Origin of the sequence: Parafrankia discariae, from assembly GCF_000373365.1 — a bacterium.
Lineage (GTDB): Bacteria > Actinomycetota > Actinomycetes > Frankiales > Frankiaceae > Parafrankia > Parafrankia discariae.
Genome location: NZ_KB891211.1, coordinates 69,782 through 94,794, shown reverse-complemented (window position 1 = coordinate 94,794; position 25,013 = coordinate 69,782). Strand labels below are relative to the sequence as shown.

The following is a 25,013-nucleotide window of genomic DNA, read 5'->3' as shown; positions in this document are numbered from 1 at the left end:
TGTGGATCACGTCGCGGACCCGGTCCTCGGACGTGAACGTCACCTCCGCGATCTTGCCTGGGGTCATGGCCTGCGCGGAGAGCAGGATCATCTGCGCCCGCCGCCACGTCACCACCGACCCCGACGAACGGCGCACGATCCGCAACAGCCGCTGCCCCTCGTCCGGATCGATCTCCCGGACCCGCACCCGTTCCGCCACACCACAGATCATCAGCCGGACAGCCAGGCCTCTGCGGGACCCGACCCGGCGCGCCCTCACAACGGGCAAACCTTCACGGATGCGGCACTAGCTGGCGTCCTTACCGATGTGGAGTTCCCGCCAGAGGACCTCGCCTCTCATGCGCCCGCCGTACCGGCCCCGTGGGGGCGAACACGGGACGGCCGGCGAGCGTGCGGCCTACTACCGTGCGCGTGCTGCTGAGGTGATGGCCCGTGCGCGTCGCTGTGTCGGGCGGCCGTGGACGTCCGATCCCGGGTTGCGGGTGCAGGTGGAGGCGATCCTCGCGCTGCCTCCCGAGGACAGGCTGCGGATGCTCGAATCCGAGGCCGGAGTGCTGTCCGATCTCTGTCCCGCGGCGCGGTAGCCGGCTGTGACCAGGTTCCATCTTCGCGATTTGCTGATCCGGATCGCGCAGTCAGGCCTGGTCCAGGCGAAGTGGACCAGTGAGATCCTCGACGAGATGCTCGCCGCGATCAGGCGAAACAGGCCGGAGATCTCGGCTGAGAAGTGTGACCGCCTCCGCAGCCTCATGAACGCTTCCGTTCGGGGACGTCCTGGTGTCCGGCTATGAGCCGCTGATCGACGGACTGAAGCTTCCCGACCCTGATGACCGGCACGTGCTGGCCGCCGCGATCAAGGCTGGCGCGCAGGTCGTCGTCACCCGGAACCTGAAGGATTTCCCGGCTGCCGATCTGGAACCGTGGGCCGTCGAGGCGCAGTCGCCCGATGCCTTCGTGCTGGACCAGCCGAGCATTCGAGGGCAGGCGGTGGTGGCGGCCGTCCAACAGATCGCGGATTCCCGCACGAAGCCGCCGGAGTCCGCCGACGACGTCCTGCGGCAGCTCGAACGTAGCGGACTCGTGGAGTCGATAGCGGCGCTTCGCGCTCTGTAGCCGCGCCAGGGCTGGTACCCGCGTGCTCCACCTGTGGATCGGCGCCGACGGGCAGGGGTCCGACTGTCCGCGGCGGCGCCGGGGAAGATCGACCACACCACGGTGAGCTGGGCCGGGGACGGCCACCGGATCACCGGTCGCGGACCAGCGGTCCCGTCCCGGCGTCCACGTAGAGCCAGCGGCCGTCGATCCGGGTGAACGTGCTGCGCTCGTGCTGCACGCGACGCTCGCCGCCCGCCGAGCGTGCGATCGCGCGGAATTCCACGACACCGGTGTCGTCGCCCGGGCCGCCGTTCACGGTGTCGACGATCTGCAGGGCACGCCAGGTCATACCGGCGTCCAGGTCCAGGCGCTTGGGGCGCGTCGAGGGATGCCAGGTGCGCAGCAGGTACGGCGTGAGGCCGCGGACGAAGGCGCTGTAGCGGGATCGCATGAGCGCCTCGGCGGTCGGCGCCGGGTTCCCGAGATGGAAAGGCTCGCAGCACTCCGCGTACTCCCGGTGGGAGCCGCATGGGCACTGGTCGACGACGCTCATGCGGTGCGGCGCGCCATCACGACAGAGCAGGTCAACTCCGCCTGCCGACCCTCAGGACCCATGCCGCTGACCGGTGGGCGGCCGAGAGCGGGTGACCGCGCGCATCCACCCGGGCGCCGTCATCTCGGTCATGGGGGACCTCCACGAGCGCACGGCGTGGGCTGAGCTGATGCCCGTCAGGGTATCGCGGCGGCGGTCTCGGCAGTCCACGACGCCCGGCGGGCGCGCGGCGAGACCTGCCGGCTGCTTCGGGGGGTTCACCCGGGCACGGAAGGTCTTTCTCGGCTACCGGCCAGCCCGGTACAGCTGGTCACCCGCCCGGGGTACCACCATCTTCCGTCCACCCGCGCCCGACGACTGCGCGGTGGCCCTGCGCGCGGATCGCTTCGACGGCCACCCGGGCGATGTCCGCCGAAACGGTGCGCACGCTGCCGAAGCCGGCGTACACCGGTGGTGTGCCGGCGTCGAGGAAGCCACCAGCCCGGGCGGGAGCGGGCGCTCGTCCGGTGGAATCCACTCAAGCGCGGCTACGACCCGGAGAACCGCTTCCGGCTCAACCCCAACATCCCGCCCGCGCAGAGCTGAGCCCGACGGGACGGCTGGGGACAGCCGACCTTCAAGTCGAGACTCGACCGGGCTGGTACCGCAGAGCGACCGCTCCCGACCGGAACTCCTGGCGCTCCACGAGCTTCAGCTCGAGCCGCTCGCTCAGGCCGGCGAACAAGGTCGGCCCGTGGCCCGCCAGGATGGGCTGCACGACAAACTCGTACTCATCGATCAATCCCAGATCCGCCAAGGCCAGCGGGAGGGTCATGCCTCCCACGAACAGGCCCCTTCCAGGCTCCTGCTTGAGCTGCTGAACGGCTTTCCCCAGGTCACCCCGCACGAGCTCCGCGTTCCAGTCGACCCGGTCCAGGGTGCCCGACACGACGTACTTCTTCGCCCCGTCGATCGTCCGGGCGAAGGGGACCATCCAGTCGGTCATCCAGCCAGGCCACGTTCCCGTCGCCGGCTGCCGCCATGCCGCCTCCATCATCTCGTAGGTCACCCGGCCGAAGAGCAGGGCATCGGCTCGTTCCAGACTGGCGGCCCAGTAGCGATGCGACTCGTCGTCCGCGATCATCACCCGGTGGTCGCAGCAGCCGTCGAGGGTGACGTTGATCGAGTATCGGAGCGGTCTCATGGTTGCTCTCCCTCACGGTGGTCGCAGGCACCCGGCTGACGGTGATCAGACCGGCGCCGCCGCCACTTCTCGTCGGTCCCCCGTTCGGCCCTGCCGGGAGGGCGCGAGGATCGCGCACCCGCGGCGTCGAACGACCGGCGCCCTGTCCCGCGAGTGCCGGTCGAGGGAAGCACCGGCGAGGCTGTCGCGTCCCCGGTGCCGGCACGCTACGTGACGAGATGGCCGGGGGCGGGCAGCGTCCGCCGGCCGCCGGTGGGCGGATCCCGACGGCCGCCCACAGCGGGCGCCCCGGTGGGCGGCCGCATCCGTCCAGCACCCGTCGGGCGACGAGCCGGGGTGAGCCGAGGGTGAGAACTGTCGACGGTCCAGGATGGGACGGGCGTGGACATCAGCCGGACGGCGAGCGGTGGCCGAGGAGGCCGAGGTGGCCGAGGAGGCGGTGGATCGGGCGGGCACGCCACTGGTCTGGTACGTCAGTTACGGGTCGAACCTGCGGTCGTCGCGGCTGGCCTACTACCTGGCCGGCGGGACGATGCCGGGCACGACCCACGTCTACCCGGGTTGCCGCGACCGTCGTCCGCCGCGTGCCACCGCGCCGCTCCTGCTGCCGGGATCGGTGTACTTCGCCCTGGAGTCGAAGGTCTGGGGCGGTGGGATGGCGTTCTACGACCCGGCGGTGCCCGGTCTGGCCGCGGCCCGCGCGTACCTGCTCAGCCGCCAGCAGTTCGTCGACGTCGCGGCGCAGGAGATGCACCGGGAACCCGGCGGTGACCTCGACCTGACCGCCCTGCTCGGCGCCGGCCGGGCCGTTCTCGGGCCCGGCCGGTACGAGACGGTGCTGCTCGTCGGTCACTGGGGCCCGGTGCCGTTGCTGACGTTCACCGCCCCGTGGGCGCTGGCCGACGTCGCTCTCACCGCTCCTTCCGGGGCCTACCTGGACACGCTGGCGGCCGGGTTGCGCGAGGCGAACGGCTGGCCGCCGGCGCGGATCGCCGCCTACCTGGCCGGGCTGCCCGGCGCCCACGGCGTCTGGCGGCCCGACGAGATCGCCGAACGTCTCACCGCCGCGGACGAGAGATCGACTACGTCCCAGTAGCCTGGCGCGGTCCCGTTCACGCCGAGTTCTGATCACCCCGCGGGCCCGTCCGCGCCGGTCTCGGGTGAGACGCCTGCTGGGCCACCGACCCTCCGAACGCAACACTGCCTTCGGAATCGGCTGTCATGGAGTGTGGGCGCCCTCGATCAGCATGCCGACCAGGAAGGTCGCGACCGCTTGTTCAAGTGTCTCGGCGAAGGGGACATGCATGAACGCCAGGCTCGGATCGGCGTCGTAGGCGGCGAGAACGGCGGGGGCGGGATGACTGCGGGTCCACAGGGCTCCCACGAGAATTATGATCATGCTGGCCGCGCGGGCGGAGTGTTCCTCCCTGAGTTCGGGGAGCAGGCGTTGGAGGAGCGCGGCGAGTCCGACCAGGCTGTCGCGTGCGCCCTGCTTGTACCGGGTCGCGACCTCGACGGAGACGTTGCGTTCCAGCACTCCGGCCTGTGCGCTGAGCAGTTCGCAGAGCATCGGGTGAGTCGCGAACGAGGTGGCGAGTGTGCTGGCCACGGACTGGGCGCGGCCGCGCGGCGGCGCGGACGGGTCGACGTCCGCCTGTAGCGCCTCGTCGATCTCCGCCAGGAACTCGGCGGCGGCGTGGTCGAGGAGGTCGAGGAGCACGGCCTCGCGCGACTCGAAGTAGCGCAGCACGTTGGACTTCGCCAGGCCGACGCGGCGGCTCAGCTCGTTCAGGCTCAGCGCCGCGACGGGCATCTCGTCGAGCATCGCGGCGGCGGTCTGGAGGATGCTCTGCCGCCGCGCGGTGCGCTGCTCCTCGCTCCTGGCGCGTTGGAAAGCTGTCACGCCGTCCATCCTAGAAGACCGCCGGTCTCTTGACTGGAGACCGCCGGTCTCTTATGGTAGAGACCGGCGGTCTGATAGATGCTGCCCGGTTGCCGGGGCGTCGGTCAGCACCTGTTCGGACAGCGCCCCGGCCTGGCCGGAGAGCGACACTGCGAAAGGAACTGACATGGCCAGGAAAGGAACTGACATGACCAAGAGGGTGGCTCTGGTCACCGGTGCCTCCTCCGGCATAGGCGAGGCCACCGCCCGGCAACTCCATGAGGCCGGCTTCATCGTTTACGGCGCCGCTCGCCGAGCCGACCGGATGACGGAGCTGGCGGCCTCGGGCGTACGTACGCTCTCGCTCGACGTCACCGATGAGACCTCGACCAGGAACGCGGTCGCCGAGATCCTCGCCGCCGAAGGCCGGATCGACGTCCTTGTCAACAACGCCGGGTACGGCTCGTACGGCGCGCTGGAGGACGTTCCGATGCGCGAGGCCCGCGCGCAGATCGAGGTCAACCTGTTCGGTCTGGCCCAGCTGACTCAGCTGGTGCTGCCGGCCATGCGTGCTCAGCGTAGTGGCACCATCATCAACATCAGCTCGATGGGTGGACGGTTCGCCACGCCCATGGGCGCGTGGTACCACGCCAGCAAGTACGCCGTCGAAGGGCTCAGCGACGCGTTGCGCCTGGAGCTCAAGCAGTTCGGCATCGCCGTCCTGCTCATCGAGCCGGGCTCGATCCGGACCGAGTGGGGCGCGATCGCCGCCGAGAAGCTGCGCACCACCTCCGGCCAGGGGGCGTACGCCGCGCAGGCGAACGCCATGGCCGCGTCGCTGGAGGCCAGCTCACGCCCTGACGCGCGGATGACCTCACCGGCCAGCGTCATCGCCGAAGCCGTCACCAGGGCAGCCACCGCCCGCCGGCCCCGCACCCGCTACCGCGTCGGCTTCGGCGCCCGCCCGCTCATCCTCCTCAGCAGGATCCTGCCCGACCGGACCTTCGACGCCCTGGTCAAGCGCTCCTCCGGCGTTCCGGCCTGAACCGCCACCGCGGCCACTCCCGACTGTCGAGCCCGGTTATCGCCCGGGGATGGACGGTGATCCTCATCGGGTTCGCCGCGCTGGCGTTCCCGGTCGCGGCCAGCTACGCCGACCGGGTGAGCTTCCTGGTGGACGGTTCGTTCGTCGAGGAACTGGTCGCGCCGACCACCGAGGGCGTCCTCGGCCAGATGAAGAAGCTGAATGCCTGATCATGCTGACCGTCGCCTGAAGGGCCTGCTCGCGCACAAGCTGCGACTGGCCCTGACCGCGCTGTCCAACGACAGGTACGCGTACTGGACGGCGAGGACTTCGCCGCGCTCGGCCGGAAAAGGAAAGACGCGTGGAACACTCTGAGCCGCCAGGAACAGCGGCACCTGACTGGGCGGCGCCGCAAGCTGGTTCAGCACGTCTCCAGCGGCGACGCGAAGGGCCAGGCATGACCCCCGGTGTCTCGGAGCTGGCCGACCGTGCCGAGATCACCGGTCTCGTCAGTCGTTACTTCGGCGCGATCGACGACAGGCGTCTCGACTGGGCGACCGCCGAGGCGGTGTTAACCGCCAGTGGCCGCCTGACGCGACCGACGGCGCGTCACTTGTAGGACCTGAGGCCATCGCCGCCGGGCAGAGCGAGAGCCTCGCCCGTTTCCGGGCGACCCACCATGTCAGCTCCGACCACGTCATCGACCTCGAGGGGGACAGTGCCCCGCTCCGGGCCAACCTGATCGCCATGCACCTGTGGGTCGACCAGGAACGAGATCCCAACACGCCGCAGACGCACTTCGTCGCCGGTGGGGTGCTCCGCGCTCTCGTGGTGCGCACCGGTCGGGTGCGGCGCCTCAGCGACCTGTCGCCGCGCAACACCTGGCGAACCGGGAGCGGGTACGCCGCGATGCTCGCGACCGGGAGACAGCGGGGCCGACGGTTGTCGCTATCGGCGCTCGTCGACGATGTAGGTGCGCATGGATGAGCGGTCAAGGAATTGGGCCTCGTCCTCGGCGATGAGCCGCCCGACCTCTTTTCCGGTGAGGGCGTCGACCATTTTGCGGTACATTTCCTCGCTCTCGTAGGTCAGCTCGGTCATGACGTCGAACAGCCGCTCCGTGACGCGACCCGCAGCCATGTGGCCGGTTCGGTGCTCGGCTCCCTCGACCGCGAAGTTGCGCCGGTAGTCGGAATGAAAGGGCAGGACCCCCTGCTCACCAGGGGAACATGTCTCTCCTCGTAGTAGGTGATGAATTCGTCCATCGTGAGGCCCGGCTTGCGGTTCATGAGACACACGATCTTGATCACACGCTCTCCCTGGAGATCGACGGTTCGAACGCGACCGCGGGCGCCCCTGTGGATCGCCCGGGAATCATATGGCGGGTGGTGCGCGGGTGGGCCACTAAGCCACCGTGTACGACACCGGACCCCCGTGTGGCACTTTCCCGAGAAATGACCCCCGAGGGCCCTGTAAGGAGTCGGAATTCGTGGCTGCCCGGTCACGGCCGGTCTCCGGCGGAGGGCCCGACCGGCGGTCCATCGGGCCGTCCGGCGGCCGGCTCGTGACCGGGCAGGAGATCGCCCCGGGCTGATCGCGCACCGCCGACGCCCGGGATGCCTGATCAGTACCACTGGCGATTCCGTGGCCTTCGGTTATCGGCCGGCCGGGGTCGTCGAAACGCGGATCTCCGGTCTGGCGGGTGCTCGCGATCCTGTCGGGCCCGCCGTCGATGACGGTCGGGGACATCTCGAACGCAACGGACTCCTGTTGTCCGTAGTGGAAATCCGTGCGGCCGCGGCTGCTTTCGGCGGGTGGAGCGTGCGATGAAGGGCCGGTTGTCCCTGGTCGTCGATGTCCTCCGGGCTGGCCGGTCGGGTAATCCGGAGTCTCTGGATGGTTGTCGATTCGTTGTGCGGTAGTATCGGGTGTTGGGGAAAGGTTTGGTCGGAAGTGTCAACCTGACTGCCTCAAGGTGGCTCTTAGAAGGTGGAAAACACTTGTGTGGCAGCTGAGCTGTCTCGGTGTATGGCGCCACCGCGGCCAGTGCCGACCAGAGCAGGAGGCGTTGATGACGGATTGTTCCGACGGCCCGCCCACCATTCTTTCCGGGCGGACGGCCCCCGCGGACGACGCGAGGCGACGGACCCGCCAGGGCGGATGTGACGGCACTCGGCGGCGGCCTGCCCGTCGGCTGCCCCGCGGCCTCAGCAGGCTGACGGCGCTGGCCCTGACCGGGCTCGTGACCGTGGCGGTCGCCGGCCCGGCGGCGGCCACCGGCCCGGGCGGGGGGCCGGGAGGCGGTGGCGACGGGAAGCCGGCTCCGAGCGTGGACGGGGTGAAGGTCGGCTGGCTGCCCGGCGGCATCAGCTTCACCGGCGCGGTGCCGAGCACCCGACTCTCCAGCAAGGTCATCATCGGCACGTTCGAGGGCGGTGACACCCACGTTCAGCTGACAGTCCAGCGGGATACCCCCGACGTGACGCTCGATGACGTCGCCGACGCCTACGCGCAGTACTACCCCGGCAGCCAGGCTGGACGGATCGCGCTGCGGGACACCGAGGCCGTGGCCCTGCGGACCGGCAACGCCGGCATCAGCGAGGTGACCTGGGTGGAGGGCGACCCGTCCGTCGTGCTGACCGTGGCCGGTCAGGTCGGAGGGAACGGCACCACCCCACCGGGCCGGCTGCCCGAGGCGGATCTGCTCCGGATCGCCGAGTCGCTCACCGTCGGCCCGGCACCGACGCCGACGGTCTGGCAGAAGCTGGCGGAGCCGCTGATCGGCTTCGCGTTCGCGGTCGGTCTCAACAGCTCCGAGGCACCGGCGCGGGTGCCGCTGGCAGCCGTGGAGAACGGCCAGCGCCTGGTCAGCCTGCTGGAGGAGTTCCGCGCCACCTACCCGGGTTTGACCGCCCGGGTCACCATGGGCCAGATCTACTTCTGGGCCCAGGACCATGCCTCGGTCTCGTTCACCATCGCCTACGCCTACCAGGGCCGCTCCGGTTCCATCGGCAGCACCGGCCAGGCGGTCTTCACCCACGGCGCGTGGAAGGTCTCGGAGCAGACCTACCGCAGTGCGCTGGGGCTGGCGTCGATGCTCGGCGGCGCTCCCGCGTAGTCCGTCGACCGGTGGCTCCCTGGAAGCCGCGCGGCCAGGGGCGCCGCGCCGCCGGAGCCAGTGCGTGCCAGCCGGCCGAAGGCGGCGCGAGGGGAACCAACGCGCCGCCGAGGCCGACAGTCGGCTCGGCGCGCCCAGCGGGGCGGCGGTTCGCGTCACGGCGAGCCGCCGCCTCATCCGCGTGTACGCAGCGGCGCTGGGCGGCGCGGGTCAATCGATGGGGGCATTCGATGGACGAGGCGTCCCACCAGTCGTTCGAGGATTTCGTCACCGCCTCGGCCGACCGTCTGATGAGGACGGCCTTTCTGCTGACCGGTAACCGCCACGCGGCCGAGGACCTGTTGCAGGGTGCCCTGGAACGCACCTACCAGCGCTGGAGCAGCGGACAGATACTCAGCCCGGAGGCCTATGTCCGCCGGGCGCTGGTGAACGCGGCCTCGAGCCGGTGGCGGTCGCGGCAGTTCCGGGAGGAGCCGCTGGACACCGTGGCCGAAAGGGCCGGTGTGGACGGCATGCCGGACCTGGCGACGCGGGACCAGGTGGTCAGGGCACTGCGGGAGCTGACGAAACGGCAACGCTGCGTGGTGGTGCTGCGTTACTTCGACGACCTGCCGGAAGCCGCGGTGGCCGAGATCCTCGGCTGCAGCGTCGGCTCGGTGAAAACCCACGCGTCACGGGGCCTGGCCCGGCTGCGTGTGAGCCAGCATCTGGGGGATGTCCGTGTCCGAAGTGAGAGGAGGCGTTGATGCCCGCCGACAACGCTTACCCCGGCCCCGGCCCCGGCCCCGGCTCGCGGTCCGGGTCCGGGCCTGATCCGGCCTTCGAGCAGACACTGCGCGAACTGTTCCACCAGGCCACCAGGTCCGTGACGGCACCGGCCGACCTGACCGCCAGGGTGTGCGCGCCGGGGCCGTCGCGCCAGGGTGGGCGGCGCAGGGCGCTCGTGCTCGCGGCGGCGGCGCTGGCCACGAGTTCGGTGATCCTCGGCGGCCTGGCCGTCGAACGGCACCTCCCCTCCGACCGCGAGCTGAACGTGATCATGCCGGCGGACGGGCGGCCACTGTCCAGACCGGGCACGGGCGCGGCCGCGCCGACGGGTGCTGCGTCCATGGACAGCGCCCCTGCGAGTAGCGCGCCGACCGGCGGGGTGGCCGTCCCGCCAACCGCCGCCCAGGTGCCGCCGGACCGGGCCACCGTCGAGGAGATCACGAGGGCGTTCACCGAGGCGTTCGACGCGGACGACAGCGTCGACGACGGGTTGGCCTACGTCCAGGACGGCGAGCGGTATCACGACATCACGCGGCGTTTCGCCGAGCGTTACCCGGGTGTCACCGGGAATCTCAGGGTGCGGCTCGAGAACATCACGCTGACCGCCGGCGATACGGCCAGCGCGACGATCGTCATCACCCACAGCGATCCCAAACTCGGCGCGCAATGGGGGTACAGGATCACCCGAGAGGTGCAGGCCGTCCGCGTCGACAGTCGCTGGCTGGTGAGTTCCAGCACGTACGCGTTCCTCGTCGGATCATCCTGATCCGCGTCGGAGGACGAGGCGGCTGGTGGGTGGCCGGCCAGGTGCCGCGAGCGGTGTCGGTGGTCTCAGCGGTGTCCTGCTCCGGGCGACCCCGTTTCCTGCCGGCTCGCCGTGTCGTCGCGCGGTGGGAGACCGCCTGATTCCCGCAGATCTCGGTCACAGCCGTCTGATAAACAGCCTCGAACTACTCGTTCTCCGTGACAACGCCGGGTCGACCTTCGGCGGTTGTCGTGCTTCCGGGGTGTCAGAACCCGACACGGAGCGGACCGGTGTCGGCATTCAATCGCCGGTATTTGGTTGTCGGTTGTGGTATGTCGGGGGAGGGGCGGATCGGGGTGCCGGGGCTGTGGATCGCCGACATGCGCCGATACGGGCCATGTCGACCCGGCGGTGGCGTCGGCGAGAACTAACGGTCTGACCTCGGAATTCACACTGGGAGCACGAGAAAACCGGCAAGATATGTGATCGGGAGTCGGGTCGCGTTGTAAGATTCGGCAACCAGTGGGGGCGATCTAATGCTGCTGTCGCGATACCGCGGCCGCCGCTGAGGGGGCGCGTATGTCGGCACGTAGTGCACTCATTTCCATTGGCGACCTGGATGCCGCTCCTCGCCCGCCCGCTCCTCGCCCGCCCGCTCCTCGTCCGCCCACGTCCGCTCCGTGCTTCGACCGGGAGATGCGCGGGTCGAAGCCGGTGCCGGCGGCGGGCGGGCTGTCCGCGAGTGGTCGTCCCGAGTATCGGCTCCGGCCGCCGCCGTGGTGACGGCCACGCGGGAACACGGATTCGTCAGGGTGCTGACGGCCCTTCGGCTGCCGCTCTGCGTCGCCGCCGGCTATGTGCCCGCCAGGCTCATCGGCTCCGGGGGGGTAGCCGACTCCGCCGGCTACGGGTACGCCACCGCCGCATTGTTGGGTGTGGGCCTCTACGGTGCCACGTCCGCGATTCCCCGGCAGGCACGCCGTGACGGGCGCACGATCGTTTCCGTCGTCACCGTTGGTGTCCTTCTCAAGATTCTGTTGATCGGCGGCTCGTTGTCGCTGGTTTTCTACGACCCGGTCTTCTTCGTTCTCGCCGCCGCCGTGGCCCAGATCGATCCGCTCTCCGTCGCCTCGCTGATGCGCGACTCGCCCATGTCGCGGCGGGCGAAGTCGTTGCTGATGGCCTGGTCCAGCTTCGACGACCCGATCACCGTCGTGGTCACCCTGCTCCTGCTGGCCACGTTGCCGGCCACGGTCGTCGGCGAGTCGAGTCACACCGGGCCGCTGATGGGCGGCGGTGGGTTCACCGCGGCGGCCACCGGCCTTTTCCTCAGCACCCTGCTCGCGGTCGCCGCCTGGCGGATCGCCCGCTTCGCCCGGAGTCGGCCGAACCCGGTCCATGACCGACTCGTCATCGGTGCGGTCGTGGTCGCCTACGTCCTGGCGGTCGCGCGCCTCCTGATGATCGGGCTGGCCACCGCGGGGCTTTTCCTCCGGCCCCGGTCACCCCGCTGGGCGGCCGGGGCCGAACAGGCCGTCCAGGTGGCGCTGCTGACCGCGGCGGCCATGCTCGGTGTTCTCCTGGCCTCGGCCCACGTCGACGTCCCCGCCGGTGTTGCGCTGGGCGTCGCGGCGTTCCTGGCGCAGATCGCCGTGAGCCTGCTCCTGACACGGCACTTCAACCCGGTCGACCGGGCCTACCTGGCCATCTCGCAGCAGAACGGAATCACCAGCATTGTGCTCGCGCTGGCACTCGAGCCCTTTGTGCCCGCCGTGGTCGGCGTGATCGGCGTCGCCGTCGCGACCATCAACCTCCTGCACCTGGCCTGCAACCATGCCGTTCGGCGATCTCCCCGCCTCCTGGGCGGTGTCGTGGCTCGGGTCGGCGGATCGGAAGAGCCGGAAGAGCCGGAAGAGCCGGAAGAGCTGTCGAAGGATCCCGCCAGCAGCCCGCCGCGGACCAGGCGGGAGCCGGCGGACCCGCCCAGCGCCATTCCGGGAGTGGCTGTTCAACGAGCGGCCCGGCCCCCTGGGTCGGCGAGCCAGGCCGCGAGCACATCCGGATCCGGCGCCTCGCCGGCGCGCGCCCGGACGGCCAGCCACAGCGCCCGGACGATCTCGGGCCGGTCCAGGTAGCCGCGCTCGGCCGGTCCGCCGGTCCCGCGCCGGCTCAGGGCCAGCCCCGCCCAGGCCATGAGGGTGTCGCCGCCGCGGCTCACCCGGGTCCGGTACTCGGCGGCGGCCTCCTCGGCCCGGCCGGTCAGCAGCAGGAAGTCGGCGCGTTCGGGTCCGACCCGGCCGGCCGCCCCGGCCCTGTCAGGCGCGTTTGTGGCATCGCCGGCGAGCAGGCGCCGGGTCAGGTCCACCCGGTCGGCTTCGGAGTCCGCGGCGGCTCCGGCCCGAACCTCGCTGGTGGGCAGACCGTGGACCGGCCGGTCCGCCCCGGTCAGCCAGGCACGCGCACAGGCCGCGATCAGCTCCGGGCGCGGCACCAGGTTCCGTAACCGCCAGCGAAGCCGGCAGTCGGTCGCCTGAAGCCGCCCGAGCCACGCGGCCGGCTCCGGGACGGCGACGTCCTGCCACTGCCGGAGCTGACGGACGATACCGGCGGCCAGCCGCCGGCCGGCGACGGTGAGCACGTCGCTGGCCTCCAGGGTGGTCACCGCCTGCCGGACGGACTCCCGGCACCACACGAACTCGTGCGCCGCCAGGAGCGCGCCACGGCCACTGCCGAGCTGGAACCGTTCGTACCAGTGCGCCGCGACCGCCACGAAGGCGTAGGCGCCGTGCAGGAGGCCCTCCAGCGGGCGTGGATCCAGCCGCCACGGCGAGTAGTGCACGGCCGGTGACCGCCGGGTGGTCAACGGTGTGATGTCGTCGAGGGCCGCCAGCTTCGAGTGCTGGACCTCGTGGATGAGCGAGACCAGCAGGCCGGCGCCGTCCGCCGGGGTGGACAGGAGCACCGAGCCGAACGCCTGGAGCGAGCTGGCGCTGACGGCGCCCCGCTCGGTCGAGCTCGCGAGTGGAACCAGCCCGCGCAGCACGGCCGCGACCGCGTGCACCCGGTGCGGGTGGTCGCGGGCGAGCCGGCCCCACGCCTCCTCGAACAGCACGCGCCACCGGCCGAACTCCGCCGCGGTCAGCCGCGGCGCCGGCTCCAGGGCTCCGGCGGTCCGGAACGGGTCGACGTCCTCGAGCAGTACGGGCGGCTGGCCGGCGGTCACGCCCGCCCGCAGCACCCGCACCGGCCGCCACCGGTCGTCGGGTCGATCTTCGGGCCAGGCCTGGTCCCGCGAGCCTTCCCGACTCGGGGAGGCGGGCGCCGGCGGCGGCCCCAGACGTAACTTCACATGATCGAACGCGGTGTCGACCGTCAGGGTGGCGGCCGGCCCCGAGCGGAGCCGGGCCCAGCCCCGCGGCGCGTCCAGGCGGACCTGGCCGTAGGTCGGAACCGTGACGAGGCCGGCGCGGACGCGGGTCGAGACGTCGACGACGGCCCCGGCACGCAGCCCCATCGCGGCCACGACCCCGCCCAGGTAACCGAGGTCGTCCTCGATCGGCCGCGTGCCGCCGGCAGGCCGCGGGCGCAGCCGGCGAAGGCAGTGGTGCAGCCAGATCCCCACTGGCGGATGGAGCAGGACCGCCTCGGTCTCCTCGGGATGCTCCCGCCGCAGCGCGACGACCGCGTCGAAACAGTTCTCGACGGATTTCCGGGCCGGTGCCGCCGATTCGTTCTCCCGGACCTCCGTGACAAGCGCCCACAGTAACAGAAGTCGTTTACTGGCCTGGGCTGTCCGCAGTGCCGAGAATGCCCGCTGGCTGCCGGTGCCGTTCGCGATCTCGTCGAAATCGGACCAGGCGATCTGATGTCGACGCGGCCCCGGCAGGCCCCGCGGTGCGTCGGTTCCGGCGCTGTTCCGCGGGATGGCCGGCGATGAAGGGCTCGACCCGTGGCCGGCCCGGCCCGGTGTCTCCGGTCGGCCGCCGGCCGGAGCCGGGACCGGGAATGTGGACATCACATGCTCCGGACACGAGCCCCGTGAAGATTCGGTCCGCCGCCACTCCTCTGCGCTGGACGAAAGGTCGGATGCCCAGCGAAGCTCGCCATGGATCCATCGCCTTCCCGCACGCCCCGCAGGGCGTGTTGGAGCGACCGCGCCAGCGAGTCGGCCGGGAGCCCGCCCAGATCGTTGAGATCGATCTCGGTCAGGTCCAACAGCGGAGACTCGATCAGCGGAGACTCGATGCAGCCGGTATCAACCCGCATCAAGCAACCTCCTCGAGACAACCGTGCCAGGACAATGTATCGCCTTGGTCTCGGACATACCACGGCGAGCGGCGACGGAGGTCGCTTTCATCGGCAGATCCCGTAGAACAGTGGATTTTCTCGCTCGGGACCGACCGGTGGTGAAACGTCGCCTGCCGGGCCCCGCCACACGCTCAATCGTGTGCCGACCGGCAGTGGTGAGGCGCCGGCCGGGCGGCGGTGGGGACACGTCCGGTCACGAGGTATCCAGAAACCGGTCGGCAAGATCCCGGAATCTCTTTTCCGTCACTCCGACCTGTTGCTGGTCGAGAGTGACCCCCAGCAGGTACTCGCCGTGGCCCGCGTCATGGACGCAGAGCGCGCCGGCCTCGACGTCGAGGACGAGCCGGACCGGCGCGGCCCCCATCGCGGCTCGGGCGGCGCGGGCGAAGCCCGCGGTCATCACCGGCAGGTCGCGGCAGAGAGCGGCGTAAAGGTCACGATGGCGACTGGTGCTCACCGTGAAGAAGAACGAATGCAGCTCGGGGGCGTCGAAGACATCCACGGCTATGTTCACGGCGCCCTCGTGGCAGCGGGCGACATAGTGCAGATCGTCGGGTCGGACGGCCTCCCGGGCCAGTTCTGCGAACCGGTGGTCCGCGGGGCTCACCGGCGCGGGGCGGTCGCTGACGTGCGATGCGACGCGGCTGGCCGGCCGAGGCCGGCTCGGCCGTTTCTCCGTCCCGCCGGGATTCTGGCTGGAGAGGCCGAGTAACGCCCTGCATCTGGTGGCCAGCGTGGACATGGCGACGTCGGCCTTGTCGAAGGCCCCGGCGTGGACGGTGGCACCGACCAGGTACTGGCGTGAGTTGATGCGGCCGTAAAGCAGGCCGCCGCGTCCCGAGTCGAAAACCACCCGGATGAGGGTTCCGGTGTCCAGCGGGTCCAGCACCCTGTTCAGCTCCACTATCGCGCGGTTGATCTGTCGGCCGAAGCTCTCAAGATCGCGGCGGCGCCGTTCGGGCCGCCCCGAGCGGCCCGGGCGGGTGAGTAGATCTGTCCGCTCGAGGACGTCGAAGGAAAGCCCGAGAATCCCGTCCATGTAATAGCTGACATGCTGCAGCCCCTCGACGTCCAGCACACCCAGGCAGAGCTCCTCGATGTTCGCGAATATCTCGGCGTCGACGTAGGGGGCGCGATAGACGTAGGGGTTGAGCGCCGACAGGACCTCGTTGGCCATGGTTGACTCGCTCTCGTGACCGTCAGCTGACCGTGATGTCGATGTCGACGCTCAGCCGCCGTGACAGCACACCCGGACCCGCGGCCAGGCCCAGCGTCGCGAGGTCGTCCGGCGCCTCGCCGTCATGGTGGAAGCGGCTGAGCCGGGTGTACGGATGGTCGGCGGTGAGCGAGGAGAGGCATTCCCGGTAGGTCTCCTCGTCGAGCTTCGCCGCGTCCTGCGGCTGGCCCGCGGCGAGCAGGCAGTTCGCGTGGTTGATCGCCGCCGCGAGCACGGCCGGGTGGTATTCGTACAGTTCCTGGCGCAGGAGGTCGTGGGCCTCCTGGCTCAGCCGGAGCGCCTCGTCCACCTGGCCGTTGCCGAGCAGGCAGACCGCGACGTCGGTCCGGCAGATGCCCATGATCGGGTGCCCGTCGTCGCCGTACACCCGCGCGTGCGCGGCGAGGCTGCGCTCCGCGAGCGCCGCGGCATCGCCGTGGCTGGCCACCGCGTGCAGATCGAGCGCCAGGTTCAGCTGGCAGGCGATCCGCCCGAGGTTGTCCTCCGGGTACCGGCGCTGGTAGTGGTCGAGCGTCTCGTTCGTCAGCACCCTGGCCGCTCGCGGATCGTCGCGCCGGCGCAACGTCACGGCCAGCTGTTTGCTCGCGAACAGGCTGCGCGTCGAGGTCGGACCCTCGATGTCGTGGAGCCGCTCGCGGGCCTCGCCTATCTGCCGCCAGGCCTCGTCGGGGTTCCCGAGATCCCGGAGGCAGATACCGAGCAGGAGCTGCGACCACCAGGTGTCGGCGTTGTCCGTGCCGAGCGAGTCGAGCCGGTCCTTGAGGACCCCTCGGGCGGTGCGCAGCGCGGCGGGGACGTCACCGTCGAGGTACTGGGCCAGTGCCAGGTTGTCGCCGGCGTCCAGCGCGGAGCGCTCGCTGGGGCCGAAGGCCTGGCAGTAGATGTCATAGGTGGTCTGGTCCTCGGCGCGCGCGTCGTTGTACCAGCCGAGTTTGCGTTTGTCCGCGCCGAATCCGCTCGCGGTCAGCAGGGTGCGGCGGTCGTCGAAGCCGAACAGCTGACGTTGCAGTGCGAGCGTCTGCTCATCGAGGTCGAACGCCTCGACGAATCGGCTGGCCGAGCGCAGAACGGTGGCGCGCCACGTGCACATCTGCAGGGTGATCGCGTCATGCGGGCCGAGCGGCTGCCAGTTCTTGAGGCACTCGTCCGCCAGGTCGAGCGCGTCGGTGAGCTCGCCGACCCGCCACCGTCGGTAGACCTCGTAGATCATCCAGCGCCGGACGGCCGCCTCGAACGACGCCGTCGCCCCGGAGGGCCGGATGTGCCTGCGCAGCTCGGCGAACATGTCCCGGCCGGTGGCATGGTCCAGCGCACCGACCGACGCGTGGGCGGTCAGCACCCGCCAGACATCCGCGCGGATCCGGGCCCGCTCCTGCTCCGAGAGCCGCTCGCGGACGTAGAGCTGAGAGCGGCCGTGGACGGTCAACCTGTCCCGGGCCGGGTTCATGGTGGCGAGGTTGAGGCGTTCGACCAGCTGGATGACGTAGTCCACATCCAGTCCCGCGGTGTCCGTGTTCTCCGACCGGGCGCCGCGCAGCCGCTCGGCCATGGCCTCGGAACGCAGCAACGAGAGCGCGATGCCGTCCTCCGCGAGGAAGGAACACATCTCCAGCAGCAGGGCGCTCGCCCGGAAGTGGGGATCGTCGCTGGCTCTGAGCTCGTTGTACTCCATCGCCCAGGCGTTGCCGTCGGCTCGGCTGCCGCGGTCGTGGAGCCGGGTGAGGTAGTCGCTGACCGCGTCCGCCGGCGCGGCCACACCGCGGTTGCGGTCCAGCGAGTTCGCCGCCTGGTTGACGTCGAACGGGAAGTCGTCGACCGCGTCCGCGATGCGGGCGAGATCCTCGTCGTCGGCGGCGGGCAACCCGAGCCGTAGCAGCGCGATGCTCTCGGCCCGTTCGAAGTCCTGCACCGGCAGTGCTGAACGGTCGGCCCACTCCGAGTGGTACGACGTGATCAGCACGTGCCCGAACGGCGTGCACTCCGGAGTCAGCGCGCCGACGACATCCGGGCGGCCCGCGTTGTCGTAGACCAGCAACCAGCGGCGGTGGGGCTCGCCTCTGCGCAGCGCCTCCAGAGTGAGGTTCGCGAGCTCGGGCAGATTCTCCGTGGCCACCTCGTCGCTCGGCTCACCCGCGCCGTCCAGGCGCAGCCGGGCCGCGAGGGCGGCGAGGCCACGCCGGATCGAGACGGCGTCCGCGGCGTTGATCCACCAGACGGCGTCGTAGTCGGCGCTGAACCGGTGGGCGTACTCGGCGGCGATCATGCTTTTCCCTGCGCCGCGCGGGCCCTCCAGGATTCTGGGCCCGGTGACCGTCACCCCCGGCGTCAGGTCGTCGCGCAGCCGCTGCAGGATCTCGTCCCGGCCGACGAACCACTTGTACCGCCGTGGCACCCGGCCCCAGGCCGTGGGCCTGAGCTCGGGGAACCGGGGGCCGTCCGCGTCGACCTCCGGTGCCGGGACGTCGACGAAGCCCAGATGGCCGAGCAGTCGCTCCCGGGCCGCCGCCGCGCTCAGGCCGCTGATGTTGACGCTTTCCACCTCGGCTTCCCGGTCGATCCAGTCGGTCGCCCCGCGCGCCACCTGGACCACGGTGATCCGGTGATCGGCGCTGGCGCTCTCCTCGATCAGCTCGACCAGCCGGCTCCTGAGCGCGCCCCCCTCGGCGGCCTCGACGGCCAGCGCGGGCGAGGCGATCAGGAGCAGGCCCTCGACGGCGGGCAGCTCGTCGAACGAGCAGATCGGACCGGCCGTCGGCATCCGGATGCCGAAGCGCCGCAGCTGGGCCACGACCCAGTCACCCCAGGCCCGGTCCGCGGGCAGCGCGAGGACGGCGGCCGAACGCAGTGCCGGGGTGTCCGCGAGCTCGAACTGACGCGCGACCCGCTGGCGCTGGGCGTACGGGATCGTCGCCGCCGCGGGCAGCGGCCTGCCGTGAATCGTCGCGGCCAGTGCCTCGTACGCGTGCAGCAGGCTTGTCGGGACGCCAGGAGTGTCGCCGAACGAGGCGAGCAGTTCCTCGTAGGCGTAGAACCGCTTGTACGGGATCTCCAGTTCGGCGAGCCGCCGGACCTGCTGATCCGAATCGGGGGCCAGCTCCGCGAGAACGTCGTTGAACCGGTAGGCGGCGAAGATGCGCCGCCTGTCCAGCCTGCGCTGCTCGCCGTCCTCCACCCGCATCGGGACGGGAATCACCCGGACCGACCGGAGGGCCTGGGACTGAATGAGGCGGGCCACCCAGGCCGCGCCGATTATCGACTGGTTGTTCATGGCGAATCCGACGACGACGACGTCGGGCAGCAGCATGGTGCAGATCCCGGACGCGTCCGACACGCCCGTGCGGCTGTCGATGAGCACGTAGTCGTAGCCCGCGGAGAGCATGTTCTCCCGCAGCCGGCTGATGAAAGCGGTCTCGTCCGGGCCGTCGAACAGCTGGCTCCACGGGAAGGTGGACACGCTGATCTCGTACAGAGACTGGTAGTCGGCCTGATTGTCGCGCGGCTCCTGCCGGCCCGGGCCGAGGAAGTCCAGCCGGCCGCCGCGTGGAAAATGCTGCCACCGGAGGGTCTCGACATGGTTGGTGAAGTCCGCGTGTCGGAACGGATCTGACGCGCGGGCGTCGTCGCCGACACGTTCCGTCACGAACTTGACGAGCATGTCGATGACGCCGTCGCTGTCGGTCAGATCCCGATCGGTGAGGAACGGCCGGAAATACCGGTGCAGGCCGGGGGACTCGAGATCCCAGTCGACGACGAGCACCTTCATGCCGGCATTCGCGAGAACGAAGGCGACGTTGGCCATCGCCATGGTACGCCCGGTGCCGCCCTTGTACGAGTAGAACGTGACGATCCGGGTTCTCGACGGCTGTCGGGATTCGGTCGCGCCCACGACGGACTCTTCGGTCATGCTGGTTCCACCCCCGCGCCGAGCGACCGATGGGACGCCTGCCGAGTGACATCGGCTGCATTCGACATCCACATGCGATGGTACGGCCTGGACCAGGACGATATGCCGCCGGCGGAGCGCCCGGGGCCGGAACTCGCGATCGGTTCTCCGGACATCAGGGCGACCCGCCGACTTTCCGCGAGCAGACCGTGGCGTGCCCGCACCACAAGTGGTCGCACCGAGGATGCGAGCAGGCCGGCGTCACTGATTGCCGGCAGCCAGGTCCGTGACCGGAACAAACCGCGGTCTTCTTTCAGTAAATGCCGCAGTCGGGTCGTCAGGCGCGGGGCGGCGGCCTGCGTTTCCGGGTCGTCCCGGCCGGTGATCAGGGACACGCCGACGGCCGTGCCGCGGCGCCGGCGCCATTCGGCGAGACCGCGCATGGCCTCGTCGGCCTGCCCGGTCGCCGCGATCCAGGGGTCCACCAGGACGATGACCACGCGATCCTCGCCGATCTCGGCGGCCAGGGTCGCGAACGGCTGGTCGGTGAGCCCGTGGCACACCGTGTCGTAGATGGCGAGGTCCTCCAGGGTCACCCGAACCACATCGGCGGCGGACACCGCGGCGTGTGGCAGGAACGGCCGCCAGCGCTGCGCCGTGCTCCCGTAGTACCGGCGGTCACCGCGCTCCGGCGGCAGCTCGTCGGCCGGTGGGACCGCCAGAATGATCGCCGCGCGCCCCCGGCCCGTGCCCGCGCCCGGCCGAACCGGACGGGCGGGAGGTCCGAGCGGCGCGGCCCCGTCGGACGGCTGCCCGCCGCCGAGGCGGTGCGCGGGGGGCGGGGAACCCAGGATGTAGTGGACGTCCTCCGGGCGCATCACCGGGACGGGGTCGAGCGCGGCCGCCCGCACCAGGCCGGCGATCCGGGCGACGAGGCGCTGGTACTCCGCGGAGGCGGGCGCGGTCCGCAGCAGCCGGAGCGCCCCGGCCGCGCCGTACGCCGGCCCGTAGTCCCCGTCGACGAGGGCGTCGGCGGGCGTCGGCTCCGGGCCGCCCGGGTCGGTGAGCCAGCGGACGCCCACATGCGCTGTCGAGATCCTGCCGGTGAACTGCTGGTGCCAGCGCAGGCGTTCCCGGAAGAGCAGACGTTCCCGCATTCGCCGCTGATCGGACAGGTAGTCGTCCGTATTAAGCGATATCAGGGCGACGCAGTCGAGGACCGCCGGATCGACCGACGTCTCATCGGCCGGCAGGACGTCGAAGAGGTGTGGTGTGGACCGGACGAGCCGGCCACGGATCGGGTCGGTGTGAGCGTCGTTCCCGTCGGCCGCCCGGTCGATCTCCGCCTGGATGTCATCCAGGAATCGCTCGGCATAGCGGGCCTCACCGGTCGCGCCGGTGTGATGCAGTACAAAGTGTTTGCTCACAGCCCGCTCCCCACTGCCCGGCCACCGGAAGCCCGCGAGGACGAAACCCGGCCTGACCGACACCCGCTACAGGCCACACCCTCGATATGCGCCGGCTCCGCCGATTTCGCCGATCCGCCTCTGGACTTCATATTCGCCCACACCACCGACCCATGATCCCGCATTTTTACACCGTCAGAAAGGGGATGGGATGGCAAGACACCGAGGGACACCCGGAACGGGCCAGTCCCCGCGCTGTTTCCGGACCTCTGCCCCGAGCCGGCGGTGCCATCCGACACGCCGTTCATCCGGACGGCTCCCCGAACAGTGGCGCTATCTGCCCGGTCTCGTCCCGGGGGAGCGGCGGCAGCGCCGATGCGGTGATTTTCATCATTCGTTCAACCAGCAGTCGCATGAGCCGCCGGACGAGTGCGTCGTCCTCCTGTATGAGATCCATAACCGGTAGATCTTCCGTGGTTATGGCGTGGAGAGGCATCATCTGCACGTCACGGACCGGCTTGGGACGCTCCCGGGTGAGGGGTAGCCAGGGGAGGGGTATTATGGCCGCCGGTGGCACGCCGCCGGATGGTGTGGCCCGGTTGATCCGCTCCTGGAACACCGCCCACTCCCGCCCGCACCAGTCGCTGGTGAAATAGTCGTCCGAGCAGAGCGCTATCATCACGGAGCTGCTGCGGGCGGCCTCACGCAGTTCCGCCCGCCAGTGCGCACCGCCCTCAAGGCTGAGCCGGTCGAGGAATCCACTGCTGTTGACCTCCCGGCTGATTCTTCTGCCGATCTCGACCTCAAGTCGTCGGTGGAAGAACTCCACCAGGTCGCGGTCGGGGCGCCGGGCATAACTGAGGAAGAAGTACGGCGGCCGCTCGTCCGGCCTGCCCACGCCCACCTCGGCGTTCTGCTCGACGAGAAACCTGCTGTCGATCCGCCCGCCGCCGGCCGACCGACCCCACCGTGGTCGCGCGTTCTCGACGTTCCAGCGGAACTGCCGGACCGACGGGTCGCCGGGGTCCTGCGCCTCCAGCGCCTGCAGCATGGTGTCCAACGTCCCCGGGCCCGGCTGGGCCAGGGCGTGCCGGACCAGCGCCATCACCCGTACCGCCAGCGGCTCGGCGGCGGGGAGCAGGACCGTGCGGCCGAGCCGCCGCGACACCTCGGCCACCCAGGCGTCGAAGGTGTCCGGCTGTTGCAGGTCCCAGACGTGACTGAGCGCCGCGTAGATCCTGAGCTGGTCCCGTTCCGGCAGGAGCAGGTCGGTCTCCGGCGCCGGAAACGTCAGCGGGACGTCGCGCTCTCCGAGGTACCCGACCGGGGCGCGGTCCGGCCAGCTGTCGGTCAGGTCGATACCCGCCGGCGAGGCGGGCGGCCCGCTGAACCCGGGTGGCTCACCGGACGCGGGCGGTGCGAGGGAGTCGGAGGATCCGGGAAGCTCCGGAGGATCGGCGGGTTCGGACCGCTCCGGGCGCGTGGCCTGGCCGTTGGCGGGAACACGGCTGTCCGGCAGGACCGTCGCGCTCGACGGCACCTCGCGACCCGCGGGTTTCCCGATGGACATGGTCAACAGTCGGAGGTACAGACTCAGCGGCAGCTCGTCGTGCCGCCGGGACGTCGTGAGCAGCGCGAGGCAGCTCGCCAGCGAGGCGTCGCGGCGGACGAGATACCCGGCGACCTCCGCGATGAGGCCCGGGCGGTCCCCCAGCAGTTCCGCGAGCTGGCTCGCCTCACTCGGGTTGACCATCGTCGTCTCGGTGAGGAGGAGGATCGACTCGGCCCGGCTCAGGCTTCTTATAGGTACGGTCCACCGATCCCAGGAGCCGGCCGTTCCGGCCACCACGACCACGTGAGTGTCATCGTCCGGCAGATGCTCCTTGACGTCGTCCGGATTCCCGGCCCCGACGAACACCAGAAGCCGCCGGGACCCGCGCCGATTCGACTCGGACCGCGGCGGCTCGGGTTGCGGCCGGGCGTCAAGATCACTCAACTGGCCGGGGATGTCGTCATCCGGCCGGCAGGAAATCCACCAGATCAGGTCGTATCGCATCCGGAACCGGTACGAGTACTCGACCGCGACCTCCGACTCACCCATGTCCGGCCGGGCACCTTCCGCGACGAGCACCGCGCGGCCGTCACGGTCGAGAAACTCGGCTATTCGGTCGAGATCGTCGTCCCGTCCGATGAAGAAATCATTTTCCACCGGGGCCTTGATGGCTGGTGGCAGTGAGTCCGGGCTGCGCGTGGGAAGTGAATGAGCATCGCCCGGCCGGCCGCCGCGTGGCGCACCGATCCGAGTGAGCAGTTCGGCCACCGCGGTGGCCGAACCAGCCCGGAGATCGACGAAGGGCATCGAACGCAGCGGTTCCGGCAACGGCTCCCGATCGATGACGACGCGCTGGATCCGGCTGCCGGACGGCGCCCCGTCGCCGAGCAGCTCCCACCGCTCCAGCTCGGTCACTTCCGCCCCCGGGTCGGACCGGGTGACGCAGTACTCCCGGGACAGCACACAGATCAGGTGCTCCGCGCCCGACCGCAGCGCCTTCTCCAGGGTCGCCGAGAGACGCTCGCCGCCCAGCGCGTTCCAGCGGATCAGATCGACACGATGGCCACGCGAGACGAGGATCTGCCTGATCCAGTCGGCCCAGGGCTGGTTGGCCCCGACGTAGCTCACCGCGACCCGACCGGCTGTGGCGACCCGACCGGCTGTGGCCGGCCCGGACCGCGCTGTCGGCGCTGTCGGCAGTGGCTGCCGCACGGGCGCCTCGTCGCGGTCCGGCGCGCACTGCCACTCGACCGGCGCGTCCACGCGGGCCGTCCGGCGCTGGGGCTGCTTCCAGACGGAGTTGTGTCGACGGGGAGACGCCGCCACCGCGGTCTCCCCGGGCTGCCCGAAGGCGGGTGGCACCGCGCTGGCCGCCTCGGTGGACAGGACCGGCGGCGGTGTCCCGCGGGCCCGTGACACCTGCCGGGCGATCGCGTGCACGACGGCGAAGTACCCGTCCTCGCCCTGCGGCTGGGTACGGAGCAACGTGTACAGATCGTGGGCCGCGTACGACTCGCCCAACTCCGCGGTGACCCGCGCCGCCGAACTGTCGGTCAGCGCGCTCAGTTTCGGCCAGCGGGCGACCTGGCCACGCCGCCACATGATGGGCAGCAGGCGCGGGACGTCGCCGGGGACACGGGCAGTGCCGGTAGTGCCGGCAGTGTCACCGGCCGCTTCGGCGGCGGAGGATCCGGATCGCAGCCGTTCGGTGAATACCGCCCACTCCTGGCCGCACCAGGGATCCTCGAAATAGTCATCGCAGCACAGAGCGACCATGACTGGGAGCTCGGCGACGGCGCCGATACCGCGGCCCGGCGAGTCGACGGGAGCGAGGCCCGGCCGGGCGCTGAGCACACCGGTCATCGAGGCGCCCTCGCGAACCCGTACCTCGCGCTCGAGGTCGTGGTGAAAGCGCTTGATCCAGCGGGTGTCATTACCAATTGCCGAGCTGAGTAAAAAGCAGTCCATCCCGCCGCCCCCGTTGGCCGCCGCTTCCCCCGGCTGTGAACCACGCGCTCGCGACCCGCCGGAAAACGCTGATCTTCATGCTAGACCACTGGTCGCCCAGCCGTACTGACTAATAAGGGACAGCTTCGGTCGCGGCTGGCGAACCATGTCGCCGTTGTTCATCCGGACGCGATCGGGCCGGAGAGCCGCGGAGCCGCCGCTGGCCGCTCCTTTAGGGCCCGCACCAGCCCCAATAGCGAGGCGGAATGTCGCCAAGCAAATGAATGACCCGCCGGACGGCGGTACGGCCTA

20 protein-coding genes and 2 pseudogenes are annotated in these 25,013 nt (G+C 70.5%); 12 read left to right on the top strand and 10 right to left on the bottom strand.

The annotated features are described in order from the left end of the window. Positions 1-199: pseudogene (locus tag B056_RS0114540) on the bottom strand (IS630 family transposase); the annotation flags it as partial. Between the two features lie 578 nt (positions 200-777). Between B056_RS0114540 and B056_RS36515 the strand changes: the two are divergent. Further along, entirely contained in the window at positions 778-1,113 is a 336-nt protein-coding gene (locus B056_RS36515; RefSeq protein ID WP_230202994.1) for a PIN domain-containing protein, read from the top strand. A gap of 130 nt (positions 1,114-1,243) precedes the next feature. Here the strand turns inward: B056_RS36515 and B056_RS0114525 are convergent, their stop codons facing one another. After that, entirely contained in the window at positions 1,244-1,648 is a 405-nt protein-coding gene (locus tag B056_RS0114525) for a YchJ family protein (protein ID WP_018502593.1), read from the bottom strand. 453 nt (positions 1,649-2,101) lie between these two features. On the opposite strand from B056_RS0114525, the gene B056_RS45385 reads away from it, so the two are divergent. Then, positions 2,102-2,233, top strand: coding sequence for a hypothetical protein (locus tag B056_RS45385; protein WP_268258370.1), 132 nt, complete (start codon positions 2,102-2,104; stop codon positions 2,231-2,233). Between the two features lie 31 nt (positions 2,234-2,264). Here the strand turns inward: B056_RS45385 and B056_RS0114515 are convergent, their stop codons facing one another. Further along, positions 2,265-2,831, bottom strand: coding sequence for a dihydrofolate reductase family protein (locus tag B056_RS0114515; protein WP_018502591.1), 567 nt, complete (start codon positions 2,829-2,831; stop codon positions 2,265-2,267). Positions 2,832-3,201: 370 nt separating this feature from the next. Between B056_RS0114515 and B056_RS0114510 the strand changes: the two genes are divergently transcribed. Beyond that, positions 3,202-3,927 carry a histone deacetylase gene (locus tag B056_RS0114510; protein WP_407672368.1) on the top strand — a complete coding sequence of 242 codons (726 nt, stop codon included), beginning with the start codon at positions 3,202-3,204 and terminating at the stop codon, positions 3,925-3,927. 123 nt (positions 3,928-4,050) lie between these two features. Here the strand turns inward: B056_RS0114510 and B056_RS0114505 are convergent, their stop codons facing one another. Next, positions 4,051-4,743, bottom strand: coding sequence for a TetR/AcrR family transcriptional regulator (locus B056_RS0114505; protein WP_018502589.1), 693 nt, complete (start codon positions 4,741-4,743; stop codon positions 4,051-4,053). Positions 4,744-4,921: 178 nt separating this feature from the next. Here B056_RS0114505 and B056_RS0114500 point away from each other — a divergent pair, with 178 nt between their 5' ends. The 5 genes from B056_RS0114500 to B056_RS46045 all read left to right on the top strand — a co-directional run bounded on the left by B056_RS0114500 (position 4,922) and on the right by B056_RS46045 (position 6,724). Next, on the top strand, positions 4,922-5,758 hold the full coding sequence (locus B056_RS0114500) for an oxidoreductase (RefSeq protein ID WP_026239707.1): 837 nt from the start codon (positions 4,922-4,924) through the stop codon (positions 5,756-5,758). Positions 5,759-5,814: 56 nt separating this feature from the next. Beyond that, positions 5,815-5,967: a hypothetical protein gene (locus tag B056_RS42750; protein WP_018502587.1), complete on the top strand. Its 153-nt coding sequence runs from the start codon at positions 5,815-5,817 to the stop codon at positions 5,965-5,967. Next, positions 5,960-6,112, top strand: coding sequence for a hypothetical protein (locus B056_RS42745; RefSeq protein ID WP_154677029.1), 153 nt, complete (start codon positions 5,960-5,962; stop codon positions 6,110-6,112). Before B056_RS42750 ends, B056_RS42745 begins: the two co-directional genes overlap by 8 nt. Positions 6,113-6,194: 82 nt before the next feature. Beyond that, a complete protein-coding gene (locus tag B056_RS44390) occupies positions 6,195-6,356 on the top strand; it encodes a hypothetical protein (RefSeq protein WP_018502586.1) in 162 nt (53 codons plus the stop codon). Then, the gene (locus tag B056_RS46045) at positions 6,287-6,724 is read left to right on the top strand and encodes a nuclear transport factor 2 family protein (protein ID WP_407672369.1); all 438 of its coding nucleotides are present in this window, start codon (positions 6,287-6,289) and stop codon (positions 6,722-6,724) included. Before B056_RS44390 ends, B056_RS46045 begins: the two co-directional genes overlap by 70 nt. On the opposite strand, the gene B056_RS0114480 is transcribed toward B056_RS46045, so the two are convergent. Beyond that, the gene (locus tag B056_RS0114480; RefSeq protein WP_018502584.1) at positions 6,686-6,877 is read right to left on the bottom strand and encodes an EthD domain-containing protein; all 192 of its coding nucleotides are present in this window, start codon (positions 6,875-6,877) and stop codon (positions 6,686-6,688) included. The two genes, B056_RS46045 and B056_RS0114480, sit on opposite strands and share 39 nt — an antisense overlap. 931 nt (positions 6,878-7,808) lie before the next feature. Between B056_RS0114480 and B056_RS0114470 the strand changes: the two genes are divergently transcribed. From B056_RS0114470 to B056_RS45760, 4 genes are all read left to right on the top strand, one after another. Then, complete coding sequence (locus tag B056_RS0114470; protein ID WP_026239706.1) at positions 7,809-8,855, top strand: hypothetical protein; 1,047 nt, start codon at positions 7,809-7,811, stop codon at positions 8,853-8,855. Between the two features lie 230 nt (positions 8,856-9,085). Beyond that, complete coding sequence (locus tag B056_RS0114465; protein WP_018502582.1) at positions 9,086-9,601, top strand: SigE family RNA polymerase sigma factor; 516 nt, start codon at positions 9,086-9,088, stop codon at positions 9,599-9,601. Next, positions 9,601-10,389, top strand: a complete 789-nt coding sequence (locus B056_RS0114460; protein ID WP_018502581.1) for a hypothetical protein — start codon at positions 9,601-9,603, stop codon at positions 10,387-10,389. Before B056_RS0114465 ends, B056_RS0114460 begins: the two co-directional genes overlap by 1 nt. Positions 10,390-11,180: 791 nt before the next feature. Next, entirely contained in the window at positions 11,181-12,503 is a 1,323-nt protein-coding gene (locus B056_RS45760) for a cation:proton antiporter domain-containing protein (protein ID WP_407672365.1), read from the top strand. A gap of 479 nt (positions 12,504-12,982) precedes the next feature. Here the strand turns inward: B056_RS45760 and B056_RS46040 are convergent. The 5 genes and pseudogenes from B056_RS46040 to B056_RS0114425 form a co-directional block, all read right to left on the bottom strand. Beyond that, a pseudogene (locus B056_RS46040) lies at positions 12,983-13,882 on the bottom strand (aKG-HExxH-type peptide beta-hydroxylase); the annotation flags it as partial. Between the two features lie 987 nt (positions 13,883-14,869). Continuing rightward, positions 14,870-15,853 (bottom strand): hypothetical protein, encoded by a 984-nt coding sequence (locus tag B056_RS0114440; protein WP_018502578.1) that lies wholly within the window; start codon positions 15,851-15,853, stop codon positions 14,870-14,872. A gap of 22 nt (positions 15,854-15,875) precedes the next feature. After that, a complete protein-coding gene (fxsT, locus tag B056_RS0114435; RefSeq protein ID WP_018502577.1) occupies positions 15,876-19,817 on the bottom strand; it encodes an FxSxx-COOH system tetratricopeptide repeat protein in 3,942 nt (1,313 codons plus the stop codon). Beyond that, on the bottom strand, positions 19,814-21,223 hold the full coding sequence (fsxC, locus tag B056_RS0114430; RefSeq protein WP_018502576.1) for an FxsC protein: 1,410 nt from the start codon (positions 21,221-21,223) through the stop codon (positions 19,814-19,816). Before fsxC ends, fxsT begins: the two co-directional genes overlap by 4 nt. Before the next feature lie 283 nt (positions 21,224-21,506). After that, positions 21,507-24,722 carry a TIR domain-containing protein gene (locus B056_RS0114425; protein ID WP_154677028.1) on the bottom strand — a complete coding sequence of 1,072 codons (3,216 nt, stop codon included), beginning with the start codon at positions 24,720-24,722 and terminating at the stop codon, positions 21,507-21,509. Positions 24,723-25,013: the final 291 nt, after the last annotated feature.

Coding starts and splice junctions, on each gene's coding strand:
- B056_RS0114425 (WP_154677028.1), bottom strand. CDS start 24,722: ATGGACTGCTTTTTACTCAGCTCGGCAATTGGTAATGACACCCGCTGG.
- B056_RS0114460 (WP_018502581.1), top strand. CDS start 9,601: ATGCCCGCCGACAACGCTTACCCCGGCCCCGGCCCCGGCCCCGGCTCG.
- B056_RS0114440 (WP_018502578.1), bottom strand. CDS start 15,853: ATGGCCAACGAGGTCCTGTCGGCGCTCAACCCCTACGTCTATCGCGCC.
- B056_RS0114525 (WP_018502593.1), bottom strand. CDS start 1,648: ATGAGCGTCGTCGACCAGTGCCCATGCGGCTCCCACCGGGAGTACGCG.
- B056_RS0114510 (WP_407672368.1), top strand. CDS start 3,202: ATGGGACGGGCGTGGACATCAGCCGGACGGCGAGCGGTGGCCGAGGAG.
- B056_RS0114480 (WP_018502584.1), bottom strand. CDS start 6,877: ATGGCTGCGGGTCGCGTCACGGAGCGGCTGTTCGACGTCATGACCGAG.
- fxsT (WP_018502577.1), bottom strand. CDS start 19,817: ATGACCGAAGAGTCCGTCGTGGGCGCGACCGAATCCCGACAGCCGTCG.
- B056_RS0114465 (WP_018502582.1), top strand. CDS start 9,086: ATGGACGAGGCGTCCCACCAGTCGTTCGAGGATTTCGTCACCGCCTCG.
- B056_RS0114470 (WP_026239706.1), top strand. CDS start 7,809: ATGACGGATTGTTCCGACGGCCCGCCCACCATTCTTTCCGGGCGGACG.
- B056_RS0114515 (WP_018502591.1), bottom strand. CDS start 2,831: ATGAGACCGCTCCGATACTCGATCAACGTCACCCTCGACGGCTGCTGC.
- B056_RS0114500 (WP_026239707.1), top strand. CDS start 4,922: ATGACCAAGAGGGTGGCTCTGGTCACCGGTGCCTCCTCCGGCATAGGC.
- B056_RS44390 (WP_018502586.1), top strand. CDS start 6,195: ATGACCCCCGGTGTCTCGGAGCTGGCCGACCGTGCCGAGATCACCGGT.
- B056_RS0114505 (WP_018502589.1), bottom strand. CDS start 4,743: ATGGACGGCGTGACAGCTTTCCAACGCGCCAGGAGCGAGGAGCAGCGC.
- B056_RS42745 (WP_154677029.1), top strand. CDS start 5,960: ATGCCTGATCATGCTGACCGTCGCCTGAAGGGCCTGCTCGCGCACAAG.